This window comes from [Actinomadura] parvosata subsp. kistnae (genome assembly GCF_900323885.1).
Lineage (GTDB): Bacteria > Actinomycetota > Actinomycetes > Streptosporangiales > Streptosporangiaceae > Nonomuraea > Nonomuraea composti.
Genome location: NZ_OOHJ01000018.1, coordinates 4,040,438 through 4,058,829, shown reverse-complemented (window position 1 = coordinate 4,058,829; position 18,392 = coordinate 4,040,438). Strand labels below are relative to the sequence as shown.

Genomic DNA, 18,392 nt, shown 5'->3' with positions numbered 1-18,392 from the left:
CAGCGTACGCACCCAGGGCCCGCGATCAGAACGACCGATAGTCGCGTACGGACATCCTGGGCCCCCTGGCCGGCGGGCGCAGGCCGCTGAGCCACACCAGCACCGTGGCCCGGTGCCGGTGCCCCGCGTACGGCTCCAGCAGCCGCAGCATCCCGGGATCGTCGGTCTTCTCCCCCGTCAGCGCGTAGCCGACCAGCTTGGCCAGGTGGAAGTCGCCGACGCTGACCGCGTCGGGGTCGCCGAACGCCCGCTGGCGCACCTCCGCCGACGTCCACACGCCGATCCCGGGCAGCGCGCGCAGCAGCCGGTCGAGCTCCTGCGTGGTGGCGGCGGCCTCCAGCTTGGCGGCGTGCCAGGCGGCGGTGGCGATCGTCCGGGCGCGCACCGCCTCGGCCCCCGACCGGTGCCAGTGCCAGGACGGGATCTGCCGCCACACCTCGGGCTCGGGCACCACCCGCATGCCCTCGGGCGCGGGCCCCGGCGCGGGCTCGCCGTAGCGGCCGAGCAGCCACCGCCAGGCCCGCCACGCCTCCTGCCCGACCACCTTCTGCTCCAGCACGGCCGGTACGAGGGCCTCCATCACCCGCCCCGTACGCCCGATGCGCAGGGCGCCAGGATGCCGCCTGGCGGCCTCGGCCAGCACCTCGTGCCTGACCGTGAACCCGGACAGGTCGTCGTCGGCGCCGAGCAGCGCGGGCAGCGTCTCCAGCGCCCATCCGGCGCCCGGCCCCACGCCTGCCCGTGCACGGTGCCCGCCTTGACGCTGACCCTGAGCGTGCAGGGGCCGTCGGGGGATCGGGAGGTGCGCCACACGGCTCCGTCGGGGGTGCGCCGCCAGGTGGGGTCGCCGCCGCCGCGCTTGTGCGGCTGCAGGGCCAGCCCCACGTCGAGCGGCCCGCCGGGCACCCACCTGCGCTCCATCACGCGTCCAGTCTGCCCCCGCCGCGCGGGTGAGCGGGACGTCAGGCGGTCAGACGTCGCTGGAGTAGCGCAGCGCGCGCTCGGGCAGCTCGATGCCCGGCCAGATGCGCACGCCGTTCTGCAGCTCGTTGCCCGGCCCCACGATGGCGCCGTCGCCGATGACCGCGTCGCGCACCACCGTGCCGGCGCAGACCCGCGCCCCCTGGCCGACCACGGAGTCGGTCACCACGGCGCCGGTCTCCACGACGCAGTCGTCGCTCAGCACGGAGCCCACCACGGTGGCGCCCGCCTCGACGACGGCCCGCGCGCCGACGGCCGTGCCGCCCTGGACCTTCGCCTCGGGCGAGATCACGGCCCCTTCGAGCCGCAGGAACTCGCCCGTGGGCCCGGGCAGCGCGGGCGAGGCCAGGCGGCCGAGCACCAGGTCGCGCGAGCCCTGCACGTAGGCGGTGGGCGTGCCGACGTCGAGCCAGTAGGTGCGGTCGGCGTAGCCCAGCACGAGCTCGCCGGACTCGATCAGCCCGGGGAACGTCTCGCGCTCGACCGAGACGACCTCGTCGCGCGGGATCGAGTCGATCACGGACCGGGTGAAGACGTAGCAGCCGGCGTTGATCCGGTTCGTCACCGGGTTGGGGGTCTTCTCCAGGAACGCCGTCACCCGCCCCGCCTCGTCGGTCGGCACGCAGCCGAACCGGGAGGGATCCTCGACCTCCGTCAAATGGAGCGTTACAGCGGCCCGCCGGTCGCGGTGCAGGCGCACCTGCTCGCCTATGTCGTGACCGGAGAGGATGTCGCCGTTGAGTATCAGGACGGGGTCGTCGGGCCCGGCCGACAGCGCCTCGGCGGCGTTGCGGATCGCGCCGCCGGTGCCCAGCGGCGTCTCCTCCGTCATGTACTCGAGCGAGAGCCCGAACGCGGCCCCGTCACCGAAGGCAGGCTCGAACATGGCCGCCTTGTAGGAGGTGGCGAACACGATCCGGCGCACCCCGAAAGAACGGGCGCGCGCCAGCTGGTGGGCCAGGAACGGCACCCCGGCGGTCTGCAGCAGCGGCTTGGGCGTGCCCAGTGTCAGCGGACGCAGGCGCGTGCCCTGCCCCCCGACCAGGAGGATCGCCTCGAGGTCTGGCAAAGAGCTCTCCATCACTCCGTGAGGTTACCGAACTATTCGATTGCGCGTTGATAGGAGCTGAGATGCGCCTCCGCGGAGGCGTCCCATGTGAACTCGCGAGCTCTGGCCAGCCCGGCTTCCTGAAGCTGCTTCCTGCGCTCGGCCGAGGCCAGCAGCCGCCCCAGCTCGGCGGCGATGCTGTCGGCGTCCGGCTCAGTGTAGGCCACGGCGTCGCCGCCCACCTCGGGCAGCGAGGTGCGGTGGGTGGTCAGCACCGGGGCGCCGCAGGCCATGGCCTCCAGCACCGGCAGCCCGAACCCCTCGCCGCGCGAGGGGAAGGCCACCACCAGCGCCCCGCCCAGGAACCCGGGCAGGTCGGGCGCGCGCAGGTAGCCGGGCCTGATGACCCGCACGGTGGCCTCGACCTCGCGGCAGGCGGCGTCCACGTCGTCCTCGTGCACGCCGCCGCCGAGCACCAGCGCCGGCGGCTTGTCGAGCCGCTTCACGGCGGCGGCGAAGCCGCGGATGAGGTTGGGGACGTTCTTGCGCGGGTCGAGCGCGCCCAGGAAGGCGACGTACGGCTGGCCGTGCAGCCCGCAGCGCATGGCGGCGCGGCGGATCTCCTCCTCGCTCGGCGGGTGGAACTGCGCCAGGTCGACGCCGTGGTAGGCGACGTCGATGCGGGTGGGGTCGGCGGACAGCACGCGGACCAGCTCGTCTCGCGTCGCCTTGGACGGCACGATCACGCGCTTGGCGTGGCGTACGGCGGTGCGGGTGGCCGAGCGGAAGAACGCGGCGCGCGGGCTGTGCTGGTCGGGCTCGGTGAACCAGGTGGCGTCGTGCACGGTCACGACGGTCGGCACGCCCGAGCTGAGCGGGATGGAGTAGTAGGGGGCGTGGATGACGTCGGCGCCGGCCTGGCGGGCGAGCAGCGGGAGCCCTGTCTGCTCCCACGCCAGCCTGGCGGCTCTGTTGGTGATGCCGACGGGCCCTGGAAGGATCTGGGCCGACGGCGCGAGGCGCCGGTATCTCTCGGCTTCGGCGCGCTGGCAGACCACTGACAGCTCCGCACCGGCCCGATCGAGCGCGGCCACGAGCCCGTCCACATATCTGATCAACGCGCCGCGGTCTGCGGGGACCGCCGCCGCATCGACGAGCACTCGAGGCATTACGAAGATCTTCTCCCCTCAAGATCAACGTGGGACCGGGCGTCCCCCTCTGAAGTTCAGCTTATGACCAGCCTCCCCTAAATCGTGGGCCAAATCACACGGAGTCGCGACGCGCCGCGATTCCGGCCAAGCCCGCACAGATCAGATCCCCGAGAATGATGACAATGCGGGACGAAAGGGCCACCGCGATGGCGGCACCGGAGTCGAGATGGGGCGCCAGCACCGCCACCATGGCGGCCTCCCTGACCCCCGCGCCCGCCGGGATCACGAACGTCAGGATGCCCAGGCACCACGACAGCGCGAAGGCCCCGACGGCGAAGATCAGGCCGCCCTGCGGGGCGACGAAGTACAGGTGCATGCCGTAGGCGATCCAGCCGGCCAGCGCCCAGCCGAGCGCGGTCAGCATGCCGCGCCTGGTCAGCGGGCGTTCGAGCGGCTCGCGCTTGAGCCGGCGCAGGACCTGGCCGATGACCGCGTTGATGACCTTGGGCTCCAGCAGGACGAGCAGCAGCGGGACGAACAGCAGCAGCCAGCCGTAGCGGTCCCAGCCCAGCGTGACCAGCGTCACCAGCAGGCCGGTGGCGAGCTGGATCGGCATCATCAGGAAGAACGCCGCCGCGCTGCGCGAGCGCGGCACGCCGAGGTCGCGGCCCATCTCCATCTGGGCCAGCACCGGCCAGACGGCGCCCGGGATGTACTTGCCGAGCTGGCCCACGAAGAACACCTTGGCCGCCGGGCGCGCGGGCAGCGGCGAGCCCAGGTCGGCCAGCAGGGTGCGCCAGGTCAGCATGGCCCCGAGCAGCGCGGCGACCACCGCGACCAGCGAGCCGGCCAGCACCCCCCACGACAGCCGGGCGAACCCGGCCACCACCGCGTCCCACTCCCTGGCCACCGCCCAGGCGCCGAAGCCGAGCGCGACGGACAGAAAGCCGTACCTCACCAACCGGCGAGCCAGGGAACGGCGCGGCACCGGCTCCACGGGCGCCTTCACCACGGGCGCACCCGCTCGGGCGGCTGCGGCAGCCGCGGCCCCACCGGCCGGCGCGGCGTCTTGGTGGCCACCCACAGGTACGTCGGGACGACCGGCAGCAGCAGCCTCAGCACCTCGCGCGGCATCCGCGACAGCACCGTGCGCACCACCTTCCCCAGCGCCCCGGGGAACAGCTCGCCCCCCGCGAACCTGGTGGGCGTGGCCAGCACGGGAAGCGTGTAGTCCCACACGTGGAAGGCCCGCAACATCCTGCGCAGCCCCCGCCGCGTCCTGAACCGCTCGTAGTAGTGGTCGGCCCGCCCGAACGCGCGCACGTAGCGGTCGGCCAGCGCCGGCGGCAGGTACGACAGGAACGGCAGCTTGTAGTGCGGCTCCATCACCCCGAGCCGGTTGCCCAGCCCCAGGTAGAGCACCCCGTCGTCGGACAGCACGCGGCGCATCTCGGCCACCACCGCGTCGGGGTCGACCACGTGCTCGTAGATGTGGTTGAACACCAGCACGTCGATCGAGCCGTCGGGGAACGGCAGCGCCGTGCCGTCGCCGCAGACGAACGCCACCCGCTCGCCGAACCGGTCGGCCGCCTTGCGCAGCCCCGGCACGTCGATGTCGATGCCCAGCGTGTGCTTGGCCCCGGCCTGCGCGAGCTCGTCGGCGATGAACCCGGCCGAGCAGCCGACGTCGCCGACGGTCAGCCCGGCGAGCGGCCCGTGGAAGTGCTCCAGCACCGCGATGATCTTCGCCGCCTTCCGCCTGCGCTTCGCCTCGTCGAGCATGGCGGACTGGAACTCCGAGTATTCGAGCTGCGCGACCCGTTGCTTCACCACGGTTCCCCACCGTACCGACCTCCGGGCCCCCGCGACGCCTTCTGGATTTACCCGGGAGGGCACGCGTAACCTGAGCCAATGCTCCGCCGCCTGCTGCGCATCGTCCTGGCCCTGGTCGCGCTCGGCTTCCTGGGTTACGGGCTGGCCGCCAACTGGCACGACACCACCACCGCGCTGGCGGCGATGTCGCCGTGGGCGGTGCTCGGCTCGTTCGCGGCGGTGCTGATCGGCCAGTTCTGCATGCTGCTGGCCTGGCGGGAGATCCTGGCGGGGCTCGGCACGCGGGTGCCGGTGCGGATCGCCGGGCGGATCATGTTCGTGGGGCAGCTCGGCAAGTACATCCCGGGCGCGGTGTGGGCGTACGCGGCGATGATGGAGCTCGGGCGCGACCACGGCAGCCCGCCGCGGCGCACGTTCGCGACGATCTCGCTGGGGCTGGTGATCAACCTCGGGGTCGCGATCTCGATCGCCGCCGCCACGCTGGGCACGCTGGATGCGGTCCGGCAGACCTGGTACATCGTGCTGCTCGTCCCGGTGATCATCGTGTGCCTGCACCCCAAGGTGCTCACCTGGGGCCTCAACCTGGCGCTGCGCGTCGCGCGCAGGGAGCCGCTGGAGAGCGTGCTGCCCGGCCGCACGGTGCTGGTCGCCGTGGCGTGGACGGCGCTCGGCTGGCTCGTGTACGGCGTGCACATCTGGCTCGTCGCCGGCCACCCCAGCCTGTACGTGGTCGCGACCGGCGCCTACGCCTTCGCCTGGGCCACCGGCATCCTCACCGTGGTCGTGCCGGCCGGGGTCGGCGTCCGGGAGGGCGCGCTCGTGCTCGTGCTCGGCCCGATCGTCGGCACGCCCGCCGCGCTCGCCGTGGCGATCGTGTCGCGGCTGGCGTTCACGCTGGCCGACGCGGCGGCCGCGGGCATCGCGTTCGTGCTCGGCCGTCAGGCGCCGAGCAGCGCCGTCGCGTACGCCGACCAGAACGGCTCGGGATCGACCGCCTTGACCCCCGACCGCAACCTCTCCGGCTCGCCCGAGGCGTAGAACCGCTCGATCGCCGCCCGCAGCGCCCCGGCGTCGCCCGGCTCGACCAGCAGCCCGTCGACGCCGTCGGTGACGTGGTCGGCCAGCGCGCCGACGCGGGTGGCGATCACGGGCACGCCGTGCTCGTGCGCGAGCCACACGTTCTGGCTGGCCGTGGCGTGGCGGTAGGGCAGCACGAGCGCGTCGGCCGCGGCGAACAGCTTCGGCACGTCCTCGGCCGCGACGTACCCGGGCCGCAGCTCCACCCGGTCGCCGAGGCCCAGCTCGGCGATCAGCGCCTTCGTCTCGTCGAGCCCGCCCCAGAACTCGCCGGCCACCGTCAGCGCGATGCCCTCGGGCAACGCGCGCAGCAGCAGGTCCAGGCCCTTGTACGGGCGCACGATGCCGAAGAACAGCAGCCGGCGGTGCACCACCTCGGCGGGCTTCTCGCCGGAGGTCGAGGGCAGGTGCGGCGGCAGCCCGGCAACGCTGACCGGCTTGGCCGTGAGCCCCCTGGCCAGCGCGGCCTGCGGCTCGGAGTGGGCGAGCACGCCGTCCACCCGCTTGAGCAGCGCCTTCATCAGCGGCTCGTCGTAGGGCTTGCGCTCGTGCGGCAGCACGTTGTGGCACAGCGCGACGGTGCGCGTCTTCCGCCCGATCCCGTACAGGATGCCCAGGTAGGCGGGGACCTGCACCGGGCTCAGCACCGCGAGCACCACCAGGTCGGCCGACCGCAGCCGCCGCCCGGCCGCCACCCACCCGTCCGGCCGCCGCCAGTCGAGCCGCCGCACCGTTCTGGGGTAGGGCGTGCCCTCGGGCGCGGAGATCGTCTGCTGACCGGGGTAGAGGAACGACGGGTACTGGGCCCGCCACGACTCGATCACCACGTCGTGGCCGAGCGCCGCCAGCCGGTGCGCCAGCTCGGTCGTGTGCTGCGCCCCGCCGCCCTTGTACGGATACGTCGGGCCGACGATCGCGATCCGCACCGTCACTCTCCCCGCGAGCGCACGATCAGGTCGGCCAGCAGCGCCACCGACCCGATCAGCAACCCCGACAGGAAGATCATGACGGTGTTGGCCGGGAAGTAGAACGGGTGCTGGATCATGTCCCAGACGCCCTTCACGAACCCGATGGCGACCAGCCACAACGCGGGCGGCATGAGCACCTTGAGCGGGTTGAAGTACATGATCATCCGCAGCACCTGGAGGATGTAGCGGTAGGCGTCGGAGACGAAGCTGAACTTCGACTTGCCGGCCCGCTTCGCGTACTCCGTCGGCAGGTAGTAGATGTCGTGCTGGTTCATCAGGAACGACAGCGTGATCGTCGTGACGCACGAGAACCCGGGAGGCAGCAGCCGCAGGTACGGCCGGGCCACCGACTTGCGGAAGGCCCGCAGGCCGGAGTTGAGGTCGGGGATCTTCTGCCCGGCCAGCATCTCGGCCACCTTGCGGATCACCCACTTGGCCGGCACGCGCAGCAGCTTGTGCGAGCCCTCCTCGCTGGTGCGCGCCCCCACCACCTGGTCGATCGTGGAGTCCTTCTCCAGGATCTGCACCAGCTCGGGGATGCGCTCGTTGGCGTAGGACATGTCGGCGTCGGTCCACACCACGATCTCGCCCCTGGCCTCCTGCGTGCCGATGCGCCGCACGGTGCCGGAGCCGCCGTTGCGGTGGAAGGCGCGGATGCGCAGGTGCGGGTAGTGGGGCGCGGCCTCCTGCAGCTTGGCGAGCGTCGCGTCGGTGGAGCAGTCGTCGACGGCGACCAGCTCGTAGGTGTAGCCGCTCGAGTCCATCGCCTTGGTGATGCGCTCCACCTCGTCGATGACGTGATCCTGCTCGTTGTAGCAGGGCAGGACGATCGTGACGTACGGCGCTTCTTCCACGGCAGTTCCACTCTTGGGGGTCTCAAGCGTGCTCACGGGGGTCGAGGGTACTCTGCCCAGCCGGACGGCGAGTCCACATCGGGCCAGCGGGAGCTCCCGATTCAGGGATCATTTCACCAGTCTGGCCCATGCCACGCCGGGCTGCCGGACCACGGCCTGAGCGATCGCCCGCGCCTTCGCCGGATCGTCGAGCCGGGCGTACAACGTCTCGGAGAACTGGCCGAGCGTGAACCGCAGGTGCGGCTGCCGGTGCCGGGCCAGCCGCAGCGCGAACGGCCGGTCCTCCAGGAACACCTCCTCCACGCCGTCCTGCTCGCGCAGCAGGGCGAAGACCGCGTCCCGCTGGGCCCGCGTCGCGTAGCTCGTGCCGCACGTCCCGGAGGAGGCCAGCCGGGGCGCGCACAGCGCGACGGCCACCTGCGCCTTGCCCGCCCAGAAGTCGGGCCAGGTCAGGAAGATCCGGCCGATGCCCGGCCGCCCGGCGAGGCGGCGCTGGACGGCCTCCAGGTCGGCCGGGCCGCGCAGGCCCGCGCGCAGGTGCGGCGGGTAGGCCAGGCTCCGGTACCGCGCCTCCTCAGGGGACTGCGGCTCGCGCGTGACGATCGCGTCGTACAGCCGCCGCCTGGCTTCGTCGCCCGTGACCAGCGTGACGGAGGTCAGCTCGGGCACCTTCCGCGCCTCGGCCACCGCCTGCTCGGGCGTGCCCGGCTCGCAGGACTCGCCGGAGTCCGGGCACAGGGTGATCTGCACGCCGTCCGCCTGTGGGAACGGCGCGTCAGGAGGCGGGGACGGCTCCGGCGGGCGCCCGAGCAGGTACCCGCCGCCCGCCAGCGCGGCCGCCACCCCCGCGAGGATCACCAGTGGCCACCGGCGCGCCGCCGCCCGCGTGCTCCACCGCGGCTGCCTGTCGCTTCCGAACGACACCTCGTCGTAGGACATGCGGCAACCATCGCAAACCGGTCAGGCGATGGCCATCCAGACGTTCATCCGCAGGGACCACGTGCCGTTCGGGGCCTCGGTGAGCGAGCGCTCGTCCTGGCGCGTGACCAGCTCCAGGATCTGCGCCGGCGCCCCGAAGGGCGACACCTGCCCCGCCTCGGCGCCCAGCACCACCGGCACCCGGCCCGCCGCCCGCACCCGCTCGGCCAGCCGCCGCACCTCCGCCTCGGGCGCGAGATCCCCGCGCGGGCGGGCCACCTGCGCCGCCGGTCTGCCGCACATCCCCCGGACGACCTGCACGAACCGGTCACCCGTGACCCGCTCCACCGTCAGCACCGACGCGTCGGCCGGCAGCCGCGCGCACATCGCCGCGACCGCCGCCGCCTCCCCACGCTCGACCGGCGTGAACGCGGTGCCGATCGACGTCACGGCCGACGGCACCAGCACCAGCGCCACGGCCAGCGCCATGCCCCACTTCAGCACCTTGGGCCCGTGCCGGTCCGCGAGCCGGCGCAGCCGGGCCAGACCGTACGCGGCCAGCAGGATCATCCCCGGGATCACGATGGGGACCAGGCGGCGGGCCGCCCACGGATGGTCGGGGGTGATCTCGGGCCGCAGCAGCGTCGTGACCGTCGTCCAGCCGATCACCGCGAGCGGCAGCAGCCACTCGAACGACGAGCCGCCACGCAGCAGCCGGCGCACCAGCAGCGCCGCGGCGATCGTGGCCAGCAGGACGGCCGGGGCGCCGACGTACCAGGTCACCCAGTGCAGCGAGTTCTCGAAGTAGAGCCGCGTGCCGTCCACGGGCAGGCCGTTGGCGCGCTGGATCTGCTGGATCATCTCGAACGTGCGGCGGTCGTCCTCGTTCGTGGGGACCCGGGTCACGGTCTGCACCCACGGGCGCGCGTACAGAGCCGCCATCAGCAGCACCACGAGCACCGCGCCCGTCCGCGGCGCCCACCTCGGCAGGCGGAGCCGGGCGAGCGCGGGCGCGCAGGCCGTCCCGGCGGCGGTCAGCACCAGGACGGCGGCGCAGACCAGCAGCAGCGGCTTCACCGAGCCGGACAGGTAGGACAGGTAGGGACGGGCCAGCACGTACGCCGCCAGCATCCCCAGCCCGGCCCCGGCCAGCAGCCCCAGCAGCAGCGGCGGCCCCAGCGCGCCTTCCGGCCGGCGGAAGCGCCGCATGGCGATCAGCAGCCCCGCGAACGCCAGCACCGGCAGCACGTCCCGCAGCCCGTCCACCCTGACCAGCACGGCCAGCCCGAACACCAGCCCGGCCAGCGCCGCCCTGGTCCGCTCCCCCCGTGCCAGGGCGTCGTGGGCCAGCGCCAGGCCGCCGAACAGCAGGATCAGCGACGGGATCTCGCTGAACGTGGTGCGCGAGGTGTAGAGGATCGGCTGGCTCACGGCGAACGCCGTCGCCGCCACCAGCGTCCACCGCGGCCCCGCCAGCCGCGCCACCACCCCGGCCACCGTGAGCACGGCCAGCGCGCCCAGCACGGCCGGCACCACGTACGGCCCGCCCAGCCAGTGGCCGATCGCGAACAGCATCGGCGACCCCGGCATGAACTGCGGCACCACCCCGCCGTCCACGTCGAAGAAGCCGACGCTCTTGAACACCAGCGCGGGGTCCGGGCCGCCGAACGCCCCGGCCTGGACGTCGATGGGCAGCCCGCCGTGGGCGGCGATCCAGGCGGCGTACTGGGTGTAGGTGGCGGGGTCACGCCGGACGGCGACCTGCTCGCTGTGCATGATCGCGTTGAACACGCCAGAGGCCACGGCCACCCCGGCGACGCCCCCGACCTGCCACCAGCCGCCGCTGATCGGCTTCGCGCCGTCAGCCTGCTTCGCGTCGTCGGCCTGCTTCGCGTCGTCGGCCTGCTTCGCGCCCGGCTTCGTGCCGTCGCCGAGGCGGCGCGCGCCCGCCCAGCACAGCAGCGCCGCCAGCGGCACTCCGGCCAGCGTGGCGGGCAGCGGGGCGAACCGGCCGAGCAGCAGCAGCGGCAGGCCCGCCAGCAACCAGCCCGCGACGGCCAGCGCGGGCAGCACGGACAGCGTGGCGAGCACCCAGCCGGGTCGATCGAGTTCCATCGGAACGGGAGCGTATCCAACCCCGGGCCCACGAGAGCGCGGGGCGGCCCTGGGCGGCGGCGCGGGCGCGGGTCCGCCGTGGTGTCGCGGGACGGGTTGTTCGTGGCGGCGCGGGATGCGGGCCTGTCGTGGCGGCGCGGGGCGGGTTGTTCGTGGCGGCGCGGGATGCGGGGCTGTCGTGGCGGCGCGGCGGGCTTCGGAACGCCGGTAGCGTACGGACGGACGCTGCCGGACGAGCGGGAGGACATGCGGTGAGGCCGGAGGCTCGCGACGGGGAGCCCGCGAAGACCGGCCGCGGCCGGCGGCGCCTGCCCGGAAGCCCGCGCGAGTTCGCGCGCCGGCACGGCTGGTTCCTGGCCGTCCTGGCCGTGGGCGCCGCGCTGCGGGCCCTGGCGATGCTCGGCTACCGCCCCGCCCTGTGGTTCCCCGACTCCTACACCTACATCGTCACCGTCTTCAAGCCCCGCCCCGACCTGGTGCGCCCGGCCGGCTACTCGATGTTCCTCAAGCTGCTGGAGCCCCTGCACGCGTTCGGCGCGGTCACGGCGGCGCAGCACCTGCTGGGGCTGGCCACCGGGGTGCTGGTCTACCGGGCGGCGAGGAGGGTGGCGGGGAGGGCTCCGAGGTGGGCGGCGACGCTGGCCACGGTGCCGGTGCTGCTGGACGCGTACCAGATCGAGCTGGAGCACCTGCTCGTCTCGGACACGCTGTTCATGTTCCTGGTCGTGGCCGCCGTCGCGCTGTGCGCGACGCGCCGGACGGCGACGGTCGCCGGGATCGGCCTGCTGCTGGCCGCCGCCACGCTGACCAGGACGGTCGGCCAGCCGCTGATCGTGGTGCTGGCGGCCTGGTTCGTGCTGCGCGGCTGGATCGGGCCGTCCAGCGGGGGGATCGGGCCGGGCGACGGGGGGATCAGGCGGGGCGGCGGGAGGAGGCGGCCGGTGGGGCGTGGCTGCGGCCGGTCGCCGTGCTGCTGGCCGCCGCGCTGGTGCCGATCGTCGCGTACGGCGCCTGGTTCTACGTCACCTACCAGCGCGTCGGCCTGGTCGGGGCGAACGGCGCCTTCCTGTACGCCCGGACGATGGCGTTCGCCGACTGCGCCAGGATGGACCCGCCGCCCGACGTGAAGGTGCTGTGCGATCCGCGCCCGCCGGAGCGGCGGCCGCCCTCGCAGGAGTACATCTGGGCCAAGGACGCGCCGCTGGTGCTGCTGCCGGGCATCACGTTCTCGAAGGAGAACGACGACCTGGCGGCCAGGTTCGCGATGCTGGCGATCACCGCGCAGCCGCTCGACTACGCCGCCTCGGTGCTGGAGGAGCTGGGCCGCTCGTTCAGGTGGGACCGGCCGATCTATCCCGACGCCGAGATCTACGGCTATTACCAGTTTCCGGTGACCGAGCCGGGGCCACCTGGGCGCTATCCCGCGCAGGTCGGCGCCGAGTATGCCAAGCTCTACGAGCAGGGTGCGATCGGCACGGAGATCGTGGAGCCCTTCGCCGGGTGGTTGCGGGCCTACCAGAGCATGGTGCGCCTGCCCGGCCCGGTGCTCCTGGCGATCTTGCTGGTGCCACCGGTGGCGGCGATCGCCCGCAGGCGTAAGGGAAGGCGCCTGGCGGCGGGGCCGGCCTGGCTGGTGCCCTGGTCGGTGGCCGTTGTGCTGCTGATCACACCGGCCGCGGCCGCCGAGTTCGACTACCGGTACGTGTTGCCGGCCGTGCCCCTGGCCTGTCTGGCGGCGGCGCAGAGCATCAGGCCTGAGCTGCTGCGACAGTCCGGTGGCGATTCGAGGGCGAAAGAGTTTGGCGATGATATTCCACCCAATGTCCGGCTCTGAGTATGCTTTGCCGCGGAAACATCACGTCCGGGTCACGACCATTCCCCATGATCATGGCTCGGTGCACGCCGTACGTGACCTAGTCTCGTGGCGCGGAGCGATCAATCCGGCGGCGCAAGGAGTAGGGCTAGGGGGCGTATGAGTGACTACAGGGGCGTACCGGTAGTCGATCCCGTGCAGGACCGCCGGACGGCCGTCACACAACCCGGCAGCAGGATGGCCCGCCGCCAGGCGGCCGCCGCACCGCCGCCCGACGACCGGCCCGCGCGCGGGCACCGCTCCGGCGGAGGTAACGGCGAGAAGACGAAGATGCGCGTGCTGGCCTGGGTCAGCGTCGGCCTGACCGGCGTCATGGTCGCCGGCACGCTGACCGCCTACGCCGCCTTCCGCGACAGCCTCGGCAACATCAACCAGAAGAGCGTCAAGGAAGACATCATCAACCCGCGGCCCCCGGCGACCGGCGCGCTCAACGTGCTGCTCGTCGGCTCCGACACGCGGGCGGGCGCGGGCAACGCTAAGTACGGGCAGGCGCTGGCCCGCCAGGCCGACGCGGGCGGCAAGCGCACCGACACGATCATCCTCATGCACATCTCCCCCAACCGGGACAAGGCGCAGCTCATCAGCTTCCCGCGCGACTCGCTGGTGCAGATCCCCAAGTGCAAGAACGAGACCACCAAGCAGGAGATGCCCGCCCGCCGGGACATGATCAACTCGGCGTACAACTCCGGCGGCATCGCGTGCACGATCTCGACCATCGAGACCCTCACCGGCATCCGCATCAACCACTTCGTCGAGGTGAACTTCAGCGGATTCAAGAACATCGTCGACGCCCTCGGCGGCATCGAGATCTGCCTGAAGACGGCCGTCAACGACAAGGCGTCCAAGCTGGTGCTGCCGGCCGGCAAGAGCCGCCTCGACGGCGAGAAGGCGCTCGGCTACGTGCGCCTGCGCCACTACGGCGACGGCAGCGACATCCAGCGCATCAAGCGCCAGCAGATCTTCCTGAGCAAGGTCGTGGCCAAGGCCACCAGCACCGAGCTGCTCACCGACGTGGGCCGGCTGCGCGAGTTCGTCGCGGCGGCGGGCAAGTCGGTCACGATGGACCCCGAGCTGGCCAACGACACCGAGGAGCTCATCAACATCGCGATGAGCGCCAAGGAGATGACGGCCAACGGCGTCAAGTTCATCACCGTGCCATGGGGGCCGGCCCCCGACGACCCCAACCGGGTGGTCTGGAAGGAGCCGGACGCCACCGAGCTGTTCAAGGCGATCAGGACCGACACCGAGGTCGCGACCCCGGAGCCGACCGCGAACAACCAGCCCAAGGCCGCGGCGGTCAAGCCGCAGCAGGTGCGCGTCCAGGTGCTCAACGGCACCAAGACCTTCGGCAAGGCCCGCGAGGTGGCCGACCAGCTCGCCAAGGAGGGCTACAACGTCGTCAGCCTGGGCAACTACGCGCCGCCCGGCGGGGCGAGCCTGGCCAAGAGCGAGATCCACTACACCAAGACCGACACGGCCTCCGCGCACGCCGTGAAGCTCGGCGGAGCGGTGCTGCCCAAGCCGCAGGCCGCCTCGGGCAAGGTGCGGGCCACCAACGTGCAGCCGTACACGCCCGCGGCGGGCACCACCACCGCCACCACGGCGGGGGCCGCCGTGAAGGGCACGCCGGTCATCCAGCTCGTGGTGGGCGAGGACTTCGACTCGGTCAAGGTCACCGAGCTGCCCGACAGCGTCAAGAACAACTCCATCACCGCTTCGGAGCAGAAGAACGTGTGCACCTGAGGCTCCAAATCTCCTGTGGAACCGGGCGTTTCGCGGCTCTGCGAGAGACAGGACCCGCGAGGGCGGGATAGTCTGTTGCGGGTTGGCGACGCAGCGCGACACGAAGCCGCAAGGGTTTTCCCGATCCTGTTGTCGTCGTGATTCCCCGGCCCCGAGCGAAGCTGAGCGACTCCTTCTGTGTCTGACACCAGGTTCTCCCCACCGGCCACGCCCCAGCGCAGCCCCGAGGAGCAGGGGCCCGCCAACACCGGGGCCCGCTGGCCGTTGCCGGAGGAGGCGTTCTGGAGCGAGTCCACCGATCCCCACGGCATCGCGCCGGGCGAGCGCACCGCGCCGCAGGCGGCGATCGCCGAGGGGCCGGACTCCGGTGAGGGGCGTCAGGAGCAGCCGCAGCCCGCGGCCGAGCCGGCCAAGCGCAAGCGCGACCCGTTCCTCGACAACGTCAAGTTCATCCTGATCGCGCTGGTGCCGATCGGGCACTCGCTGGTGCCCACCCTGGCCGCCGACTCGGCGCGGGCGGCCTACATCTTCATCTACGTCTTCCACATGCCGCTGTTCGTGGTGATCAGCGGCTACCTGTCCAGAAACTTCTGGAACTCCAACGCGAAGACCAACAAGCTGGTCGACACGTTCCTCGTCCCGTACGTGATCGTCGAGGTGGGTTACGCCGCGCTCCGCACCGCCCTCGGGCAGAAGTGGAGCCTGACCATCATCGATCCGGCGTGGCTCAACTGGTACCTGCTGGCGCTGCTGTTCTGGCGGTTGTCCACACCGGTGTGGAAGCGGATGAAGTATCCCGTGCCGGTGGCGATCGCGATCTACCTGTTCGCCGGGTTCTCGCAGATCTCGGGCGACTTCAGCATGGACCGGTTCTTCGGCCTGCTGCCGTTCTTCGTGATCGGCCTGGTGCTCCAGCCGGAGCACTTCGAGCTGCTCAACCGGCGCTGGATCAAGATCGTGTCGGGGTTCGTCCTGCTCGGCGCGGCGGCGGTGGCGGTCTTCCTCGCGTCGAGGGGCGCCAAGCTGGGCCCGTTCTACTACAAGAACAGCTACCAGGACCTCGACCTGTCCTGGTACATGGGGCTCGGCCTGCGCGTCGGGCTGCTGGTGTGCGCGCTGGCCATGTGCCTGGCCGTGCTGGCGCTGGTGCCCAGGAAGGAGACCTGGTACACCGACCTCGGCACCCGCACCCTCTACTGCTACCTGCTGCACGGCATCCCGGTGCTGATCGCCAAGGAGATGGGCTGGCTGTCGGTCCCGTGGCTGTACGGGCCGCTGGGCGTGCTGGCGATCAGCGCGAGCTGCTTCGCCCTGGCCATCATCCTGTGCCTGCCCGAGACCCGCACCGTCTTCAAGTGGGTGCTGGAGCCCCGCCTGACCTGGCTCTATCGGCGCCCCTCACGAAGTTAAGCGGCCGTTCCCTCCGCATTAACGCCTTTGACCTGGTAAGCGCTCAGCATCGACACATGCGCGCATGTGTCGCCACCACCGTCCACCATCCCGAGGACGCCCGGATCATGCACCGGCAGATCCGGGCGCTGCTCGACGCGGGCCACGAGGTGACCTACGTCGCGCCCTTCACCTATTTCAACGTGACCCCCGCCATGGGCCTGACCGCGATCGACGTGGCCCGCCACGCCTCCTACGGCCGGGCGCGAAGCGCGCTCAGGCGCGGCGTGCGCGACGCGGACCTGCTGATCGTGCACGACCACCGGCTGCTGCGGGCGCTGCCGTACCGGCGGCCTCCGGTCGTCTGGGACGTGCGGGAGCAGGTCACCCCCAAGCAACTCGCCCGCGCCGAAAGGCGCCACCGGGTGATCACGCCGGCCGTGGTCCCCGAAGCGACCCTGGTGTCGCCCAGCCCTCCCCCTCCTGGCGACACCAGGGTCGTGCACATCGGCCGCCTGTCGGCCGAGCGCGGCGTGAGCGAGCTGATCGGGCTGGCCGAGCGGCTGGTCCCGCACGGCATCCGGCTCGACCTCATCGGCGCCGCCGCCCGCGACGTGCGCCCCCTGCTGCGGGACGCGCAGCGGGTGGGCCTGCTCGACTGGTTCGGGTACGTCCCCAACCGGCACGCCCTGCGCATGGCCGAGGGGGCGCTGGCCGGGCTGTCCCTGGCCGACGACACGGTCCGCACCCCACCCACCAAGATCATGGACTACATGGGCAGGGGCCTGCCGGTGATCACGACGCCGCAGGGCGCCTCGCTGGTCGAGGGCGTCGGGTGCGGGCTCGTCGTGCCGCTGGACGTGGACGCGGTGCTGAACGCCGTCCTGGACCTGAAGGAGGACCCGGCGCGGCGGCTGAAGCTGGGCGAGGCGGGGCACGCGCAGGCGCGGCTGCGCCACCACTGGCCCGACCACGCCGAGGCTTTCGTCCGCCGCGCCGAGTCGTGGGCGGGCGTGACCCGGCACGCCCTGGCCGTCTAGGGACGGTCGAGGTCGAAGGTGACGTCGGCCAGGCGGACCGTGCGCACGCGCGGGTCCTCGATGAGCTCGCGTAGCTTCTCGACCGAGGCGAGCTGGTCCACGTAGGCGTAGGCCAGGCCCTCCGCGGCCGCCTTGCGCAGGCGGGCCAGGGACAGGTCGAAGCTGCGCAGGTTCGCGCCGTCGTGCTCGCGCAACAGGCGGACCCAGGCCCGGAAGCTGTCCAGCCCGACCCCGCACCCCTGCTTCCCCTCGGCGAGCCCGCCACGGTTCCAGGTGATGTCGCCCCAGGTGATGGGCAGCGAGCTCGTCCTGCGCTCGTAGACCACCTTGTCGGCGCACGTCTTGTTCCGGCTGAGGAATTCCTTCAGCTCTGCCTCCTTGAGCGGCGTGGCGAACTCCACCACGGCCAGCGCGTTGAGCCCGGCGGGCAGCCTCGCCAGCACCTTGCGCACCTGGTCCTTGGGCGCCTGCGTGCCACCGACGTCGAACAGCGAGATGGAGAGCCTGGTGGCGGCGGTGCTGCCCAGGGGCAGGCGGCCCACGCGCCCGAAGAAGTCCTGGCTGATGGTGTAGGTGTCGCCTCCATCCGGCCAGAAGCCGCCGACGGCCCGCAGCGGGGATGCGGTCACTTGGAACGACATCGACAACGGCGTGGTCTCGCAGCAGTCGCCCACGCTCACGTTGTAGGCCGGGTTGTAGAGCTTGAAGGCGGTGCCGAGCACGTCCATCATGCGCTGTTCCCGGTCACCGCGCTGCTGGACGAGGGACGAGCCGATCGTGGCCACGAGCGCGAGCGCCAGCAGCACCGCCAGCACGTTGGCGGTCGTCCTGAGCAGGCCACGGCGGACGGCCTTCCTGGTCAGTTTCGGGTCGAAGTCCGGCATTTCCGGAAAATCATCAGTCATGGGGGACTCCATAGATCTCGGCGAACGCGTTCCTGGCCCGCCAGAGGGCCGTCTTGATCGAGTTGTGCTTCCTGCCGGTCATCGCGGCCACCTCCACCAGCGAGAAGCCCTCGAAGTAGACCAGCGCCAGCAGCCGGCGATGCCGCTCCGGCAGCCGCCCCAGGGCGTCGCGCACCTCCAGCGAGTCCACGTGGAAGGCCGGCGCGCCCAGCTCGTCCGGCTCGGGCAGCGGCAGCTCGCGCCGCGCCCGGCGCACGTGGTCGATGAGGACGTTGCGCGCGATCGTGAGCAGCCACGCGGCCGGGTTCTCCCCGCGCCAGCCCAGCAGCGCCCTGGTCGCCTTGACGAACGTCTCCTGGGCCAGGTCCTCGGCGAGGTGGGGATCACGCGTCCGGCGCAGGAGGAACCCGCACACGAGCGCCCAGTGCTCGCGGTACAAGTCCTCGATGATGGTGCCCCCCGTGGTCTGTCCGTTGTCACATCACACGTAGACGGCA

The 18,392-nt window shown here is 72.2% G+C and carries 17 protein-coding genes; 6 read left to right on the top strand and 11 right to left on the bottom strand.

What is annotated here, in order from left to right:
* Window positions 1-25 precede the first annotated feature (25 nt).
* The 5 genes from KIS93_RS39335 to KIS93_RS39315 form a co-directional block, all read right to left on the bottom strand.
* Window positions 26-733 (bottom strand): DNA-3-methyladenine glycosylase family protein, encoded by a 708-nt coding sequence (locus tag KIS93_RS39335; RefSeq protein WP_246005409.1) that lies wholly within the window; start codon window positions 731-733, stop codon window positions 26-28.
* A 237-nt stretch (window positions 734-970) separates the two neighbouring features.
* Complete coding sequence (gene manB, locus KIS93_RS39330) at window positions 971-2,050, bottom strand: mannose-1-phosphate guanylyltransferase (protein WP_230465584.1); 1,080 nt, start codon at window positions 2,048-2,050, stop codon at window positions 971-973.
* A gap of 32 nt (window positions 2,051-2,082) precedes the next feature.
* On the bottom strand, window positions 2,083-3,198 hold the full coding sequence (locus KIS93_RS39325; protein WP_080042888.1) for a glycosyltransferase family 4 protein: 1,116 nt from the start codon (window positions 3,196-3,198) through the stop codon (window positions 2,083-2,085).
* A gap of 94 nt (window positions 3,199-3,292) precedes the next feature.
* Entirely contained in the window at window positions 3,293-4,138 is an 846-nt protein-coding gene (locus KIS93_RS39320; protein WP_246005408.1) for a lysylphosphatidylglycerol synthase domain-containing protein, read from the bottom strand.
* Between the two features lie 47 nt (window positions 4,139-4,185).
* Window positions 4,186-5,013 carry a class I SAM-dependent methyltransferase gene (locus KIS93_RS39315; protein WP_155128544.1) on the bottom strand — a complete coding sequence of 276 codons (828 nt, stop codon included), beginning with the start codon at window positions 5,011-5,013 and terminating at the stop codon, window positions 4,186-4,188.
* 78 nt (window positions 5,014-5,091) lie between these two features.
* Here KIS93_RS39315 and KIS93_RS39310 point away from each other — a divergent pair, with 78 nt between their 5' ends.
* A complete protein-coding gene (locus KIS93_RS39310; RefSeq protein WP_080042890.1) occupies window positions 5,092-6,051 on the top strand; it encodes a lysylphosphatidylglycerol synthase transmembrane domain-containing protein in 960 nt (319 codons plus the stop codon).
* On the opposite strand, the gene KIS93_RS39305 is transcribed toward KIS93_RS39310, so the two are convergent.
* The 4 genes from KIS93_RS39305 to KIS93_RS39290 form a co-directional block, all read right to left on the bottom strand.
* Window positions 5,952-7,016 (bottom strand): glycosyltransferase family 4 protein, encoded by a 1,065-nt coding sequence (locus KIS93_RS39305; RefSeq protein ID WP_080042891.1) that lies wholly within the window; start codon window positions 7,014-7,016, stop codon window positions 5,952-5,954. The genes KIS93_RS39310 and KIS93_RS39305 overlap by 100 nt on opposite strands.
* Window positions 7,017-7,018: 2 nt before the next feature.
* Window positions 7,019-7,948, bottom strand: a complete 930-nt coding sequence (locus KIS93_RS39300) for a glycosyltransferase family 2 protein (protein ID WP_080042892.1) — start codon at window positions 7,946-7,948, stop codon at window positions 7,019-7,021.
* A gap of 72 nt (window positions 7,949-8,020) precedes the next feature.
* Window positions 8,021-8,851: a hypothetical protein gene (locus tag KIS93_RS39295; protein WP_080042893.1), complete on the bottom strand. Its 831-nt coding sequence runs from the start codon at window positions 8,849-8,851 to the stop codon at window positions 8,021-8,023.
* A 21-nt stretch (window positions 8,852-8,872) separates the two neighbouring features.
* On the bottom strand, window positions 8,873-10,945 hold the full coding sequence (locus KIS93_RS39290; protein WP_080042894.1) for a hypothetical protein: 2,073 nt from the start codon (window positions 10,943-10,945) through the stop codon (window positions 8,873-8,875).
* 251 nt (window positions 10,946-11,196) lie between these two features.
* Here KIS93_RS39290 and KIS93_RS39285 point away from each other — a divergent pair, with 251 nt between their 5' ends.
* From KIS93_RS39285 to KIS93_RS39265, 5 genes are all read left to right on the top strand, one after another.
* Complete coding sequence (locus tag KIS93_RS39285; protein WP_186404655.1) at window positions 11,197-12,072, top strand: hypothetical protein; 876 nt, start codon at window positions 11,197-11,199, stop codon at window positions 12,070-12,072.
* Window positions 12,027-12,779, top strand: a complete 753-nt coding sequence (locus KIS93_RS39280) for a hypothetical protein (RefSeq protein ID WP_186404654.1) — start codon at window positions 12,027-12,029, stop codon at window positions 12,777-12,779. Before KIS93_RS39285 ends, KIS93_RS39280 begins: the two co-directional genes overlap by 46 nt.
* Before the next feature lie 138 nt (window positions 12,780-12,917).
* Window positions 12,918-14,561 carry an LCP family protein gene (locus KIS93_RS39275; RefSeq protein WP_080042895.1) on the top strand — a complete coding sequence of 548 codons (1,644 nt, stop codon included), beginning with the start codon at window positions 12,918-12,920 and terminating at the stop codon, window positions 14,559-14,561.
* Between the two features lie 177 nt (window positions 14,562-14,738).
* Window positions 14,739-15,971, top strand: a complete 1,233-nt coding sequence (locus KIS93_RS39270) for an acyltransferase family protein (RefSeq protein WP_080042896.1) — start codon at window positions 14,739-14,741, stop codon at window positions 15,969-15,971.
* A 56-nt stretch (window positions 15,972-16,027) separates the two neighbouring features.
* A complete protein-coding gene (locus tag KIS93_RS39265; protein ID WP_080042897.1) occupies window positions 16,028-16,990 on the top strand; it encodes a glycosyltransferase in 963 nt (320 codons plus the stop codon).
* Here the strand turns inward: KIS93_RS39265 and KIS93_RS39260 are convergent.
* Together KIS93_RS39260 and KIS93_RS39255 are read right to left on the bottom strand one after the other, a co-directional pair.
* Window positions 16,987-17,895: a hypothetical protein gene (locus tag KIS93_RS39260; RefSeq protein WP_155128546.1), complete on the bottom strand. Its 909-nt coding sequence runs from the start codon at window positions 17,893-17,895 to the stop codon at window positions 16,987-16,989. The two genes, KIS93_RS39265 and KIS93_RS39260, sit on opposite strands and share 4 nt — an antisense overlap.
* Window positions 17,888-18,334 carry an RNA polymerase sigma factor gene (locus KIS93_RS39255; RefSeq protein WP_186404653.1) on the bottom strand — a complete coding sequence of 149 codons (447 nt, stop codon included), beginning with the start codon at window positions 18,332-18,334 and terminating at the stop codon, window positions 17,888-17,890. Before KIS93_RS39255 ends, KIS93_RS39260 begins: the two co-directional genes overlap by 8 nt.
* Between the last annotated feature and the right edge of the window lie 58 nt (window positions 18,335-18,392).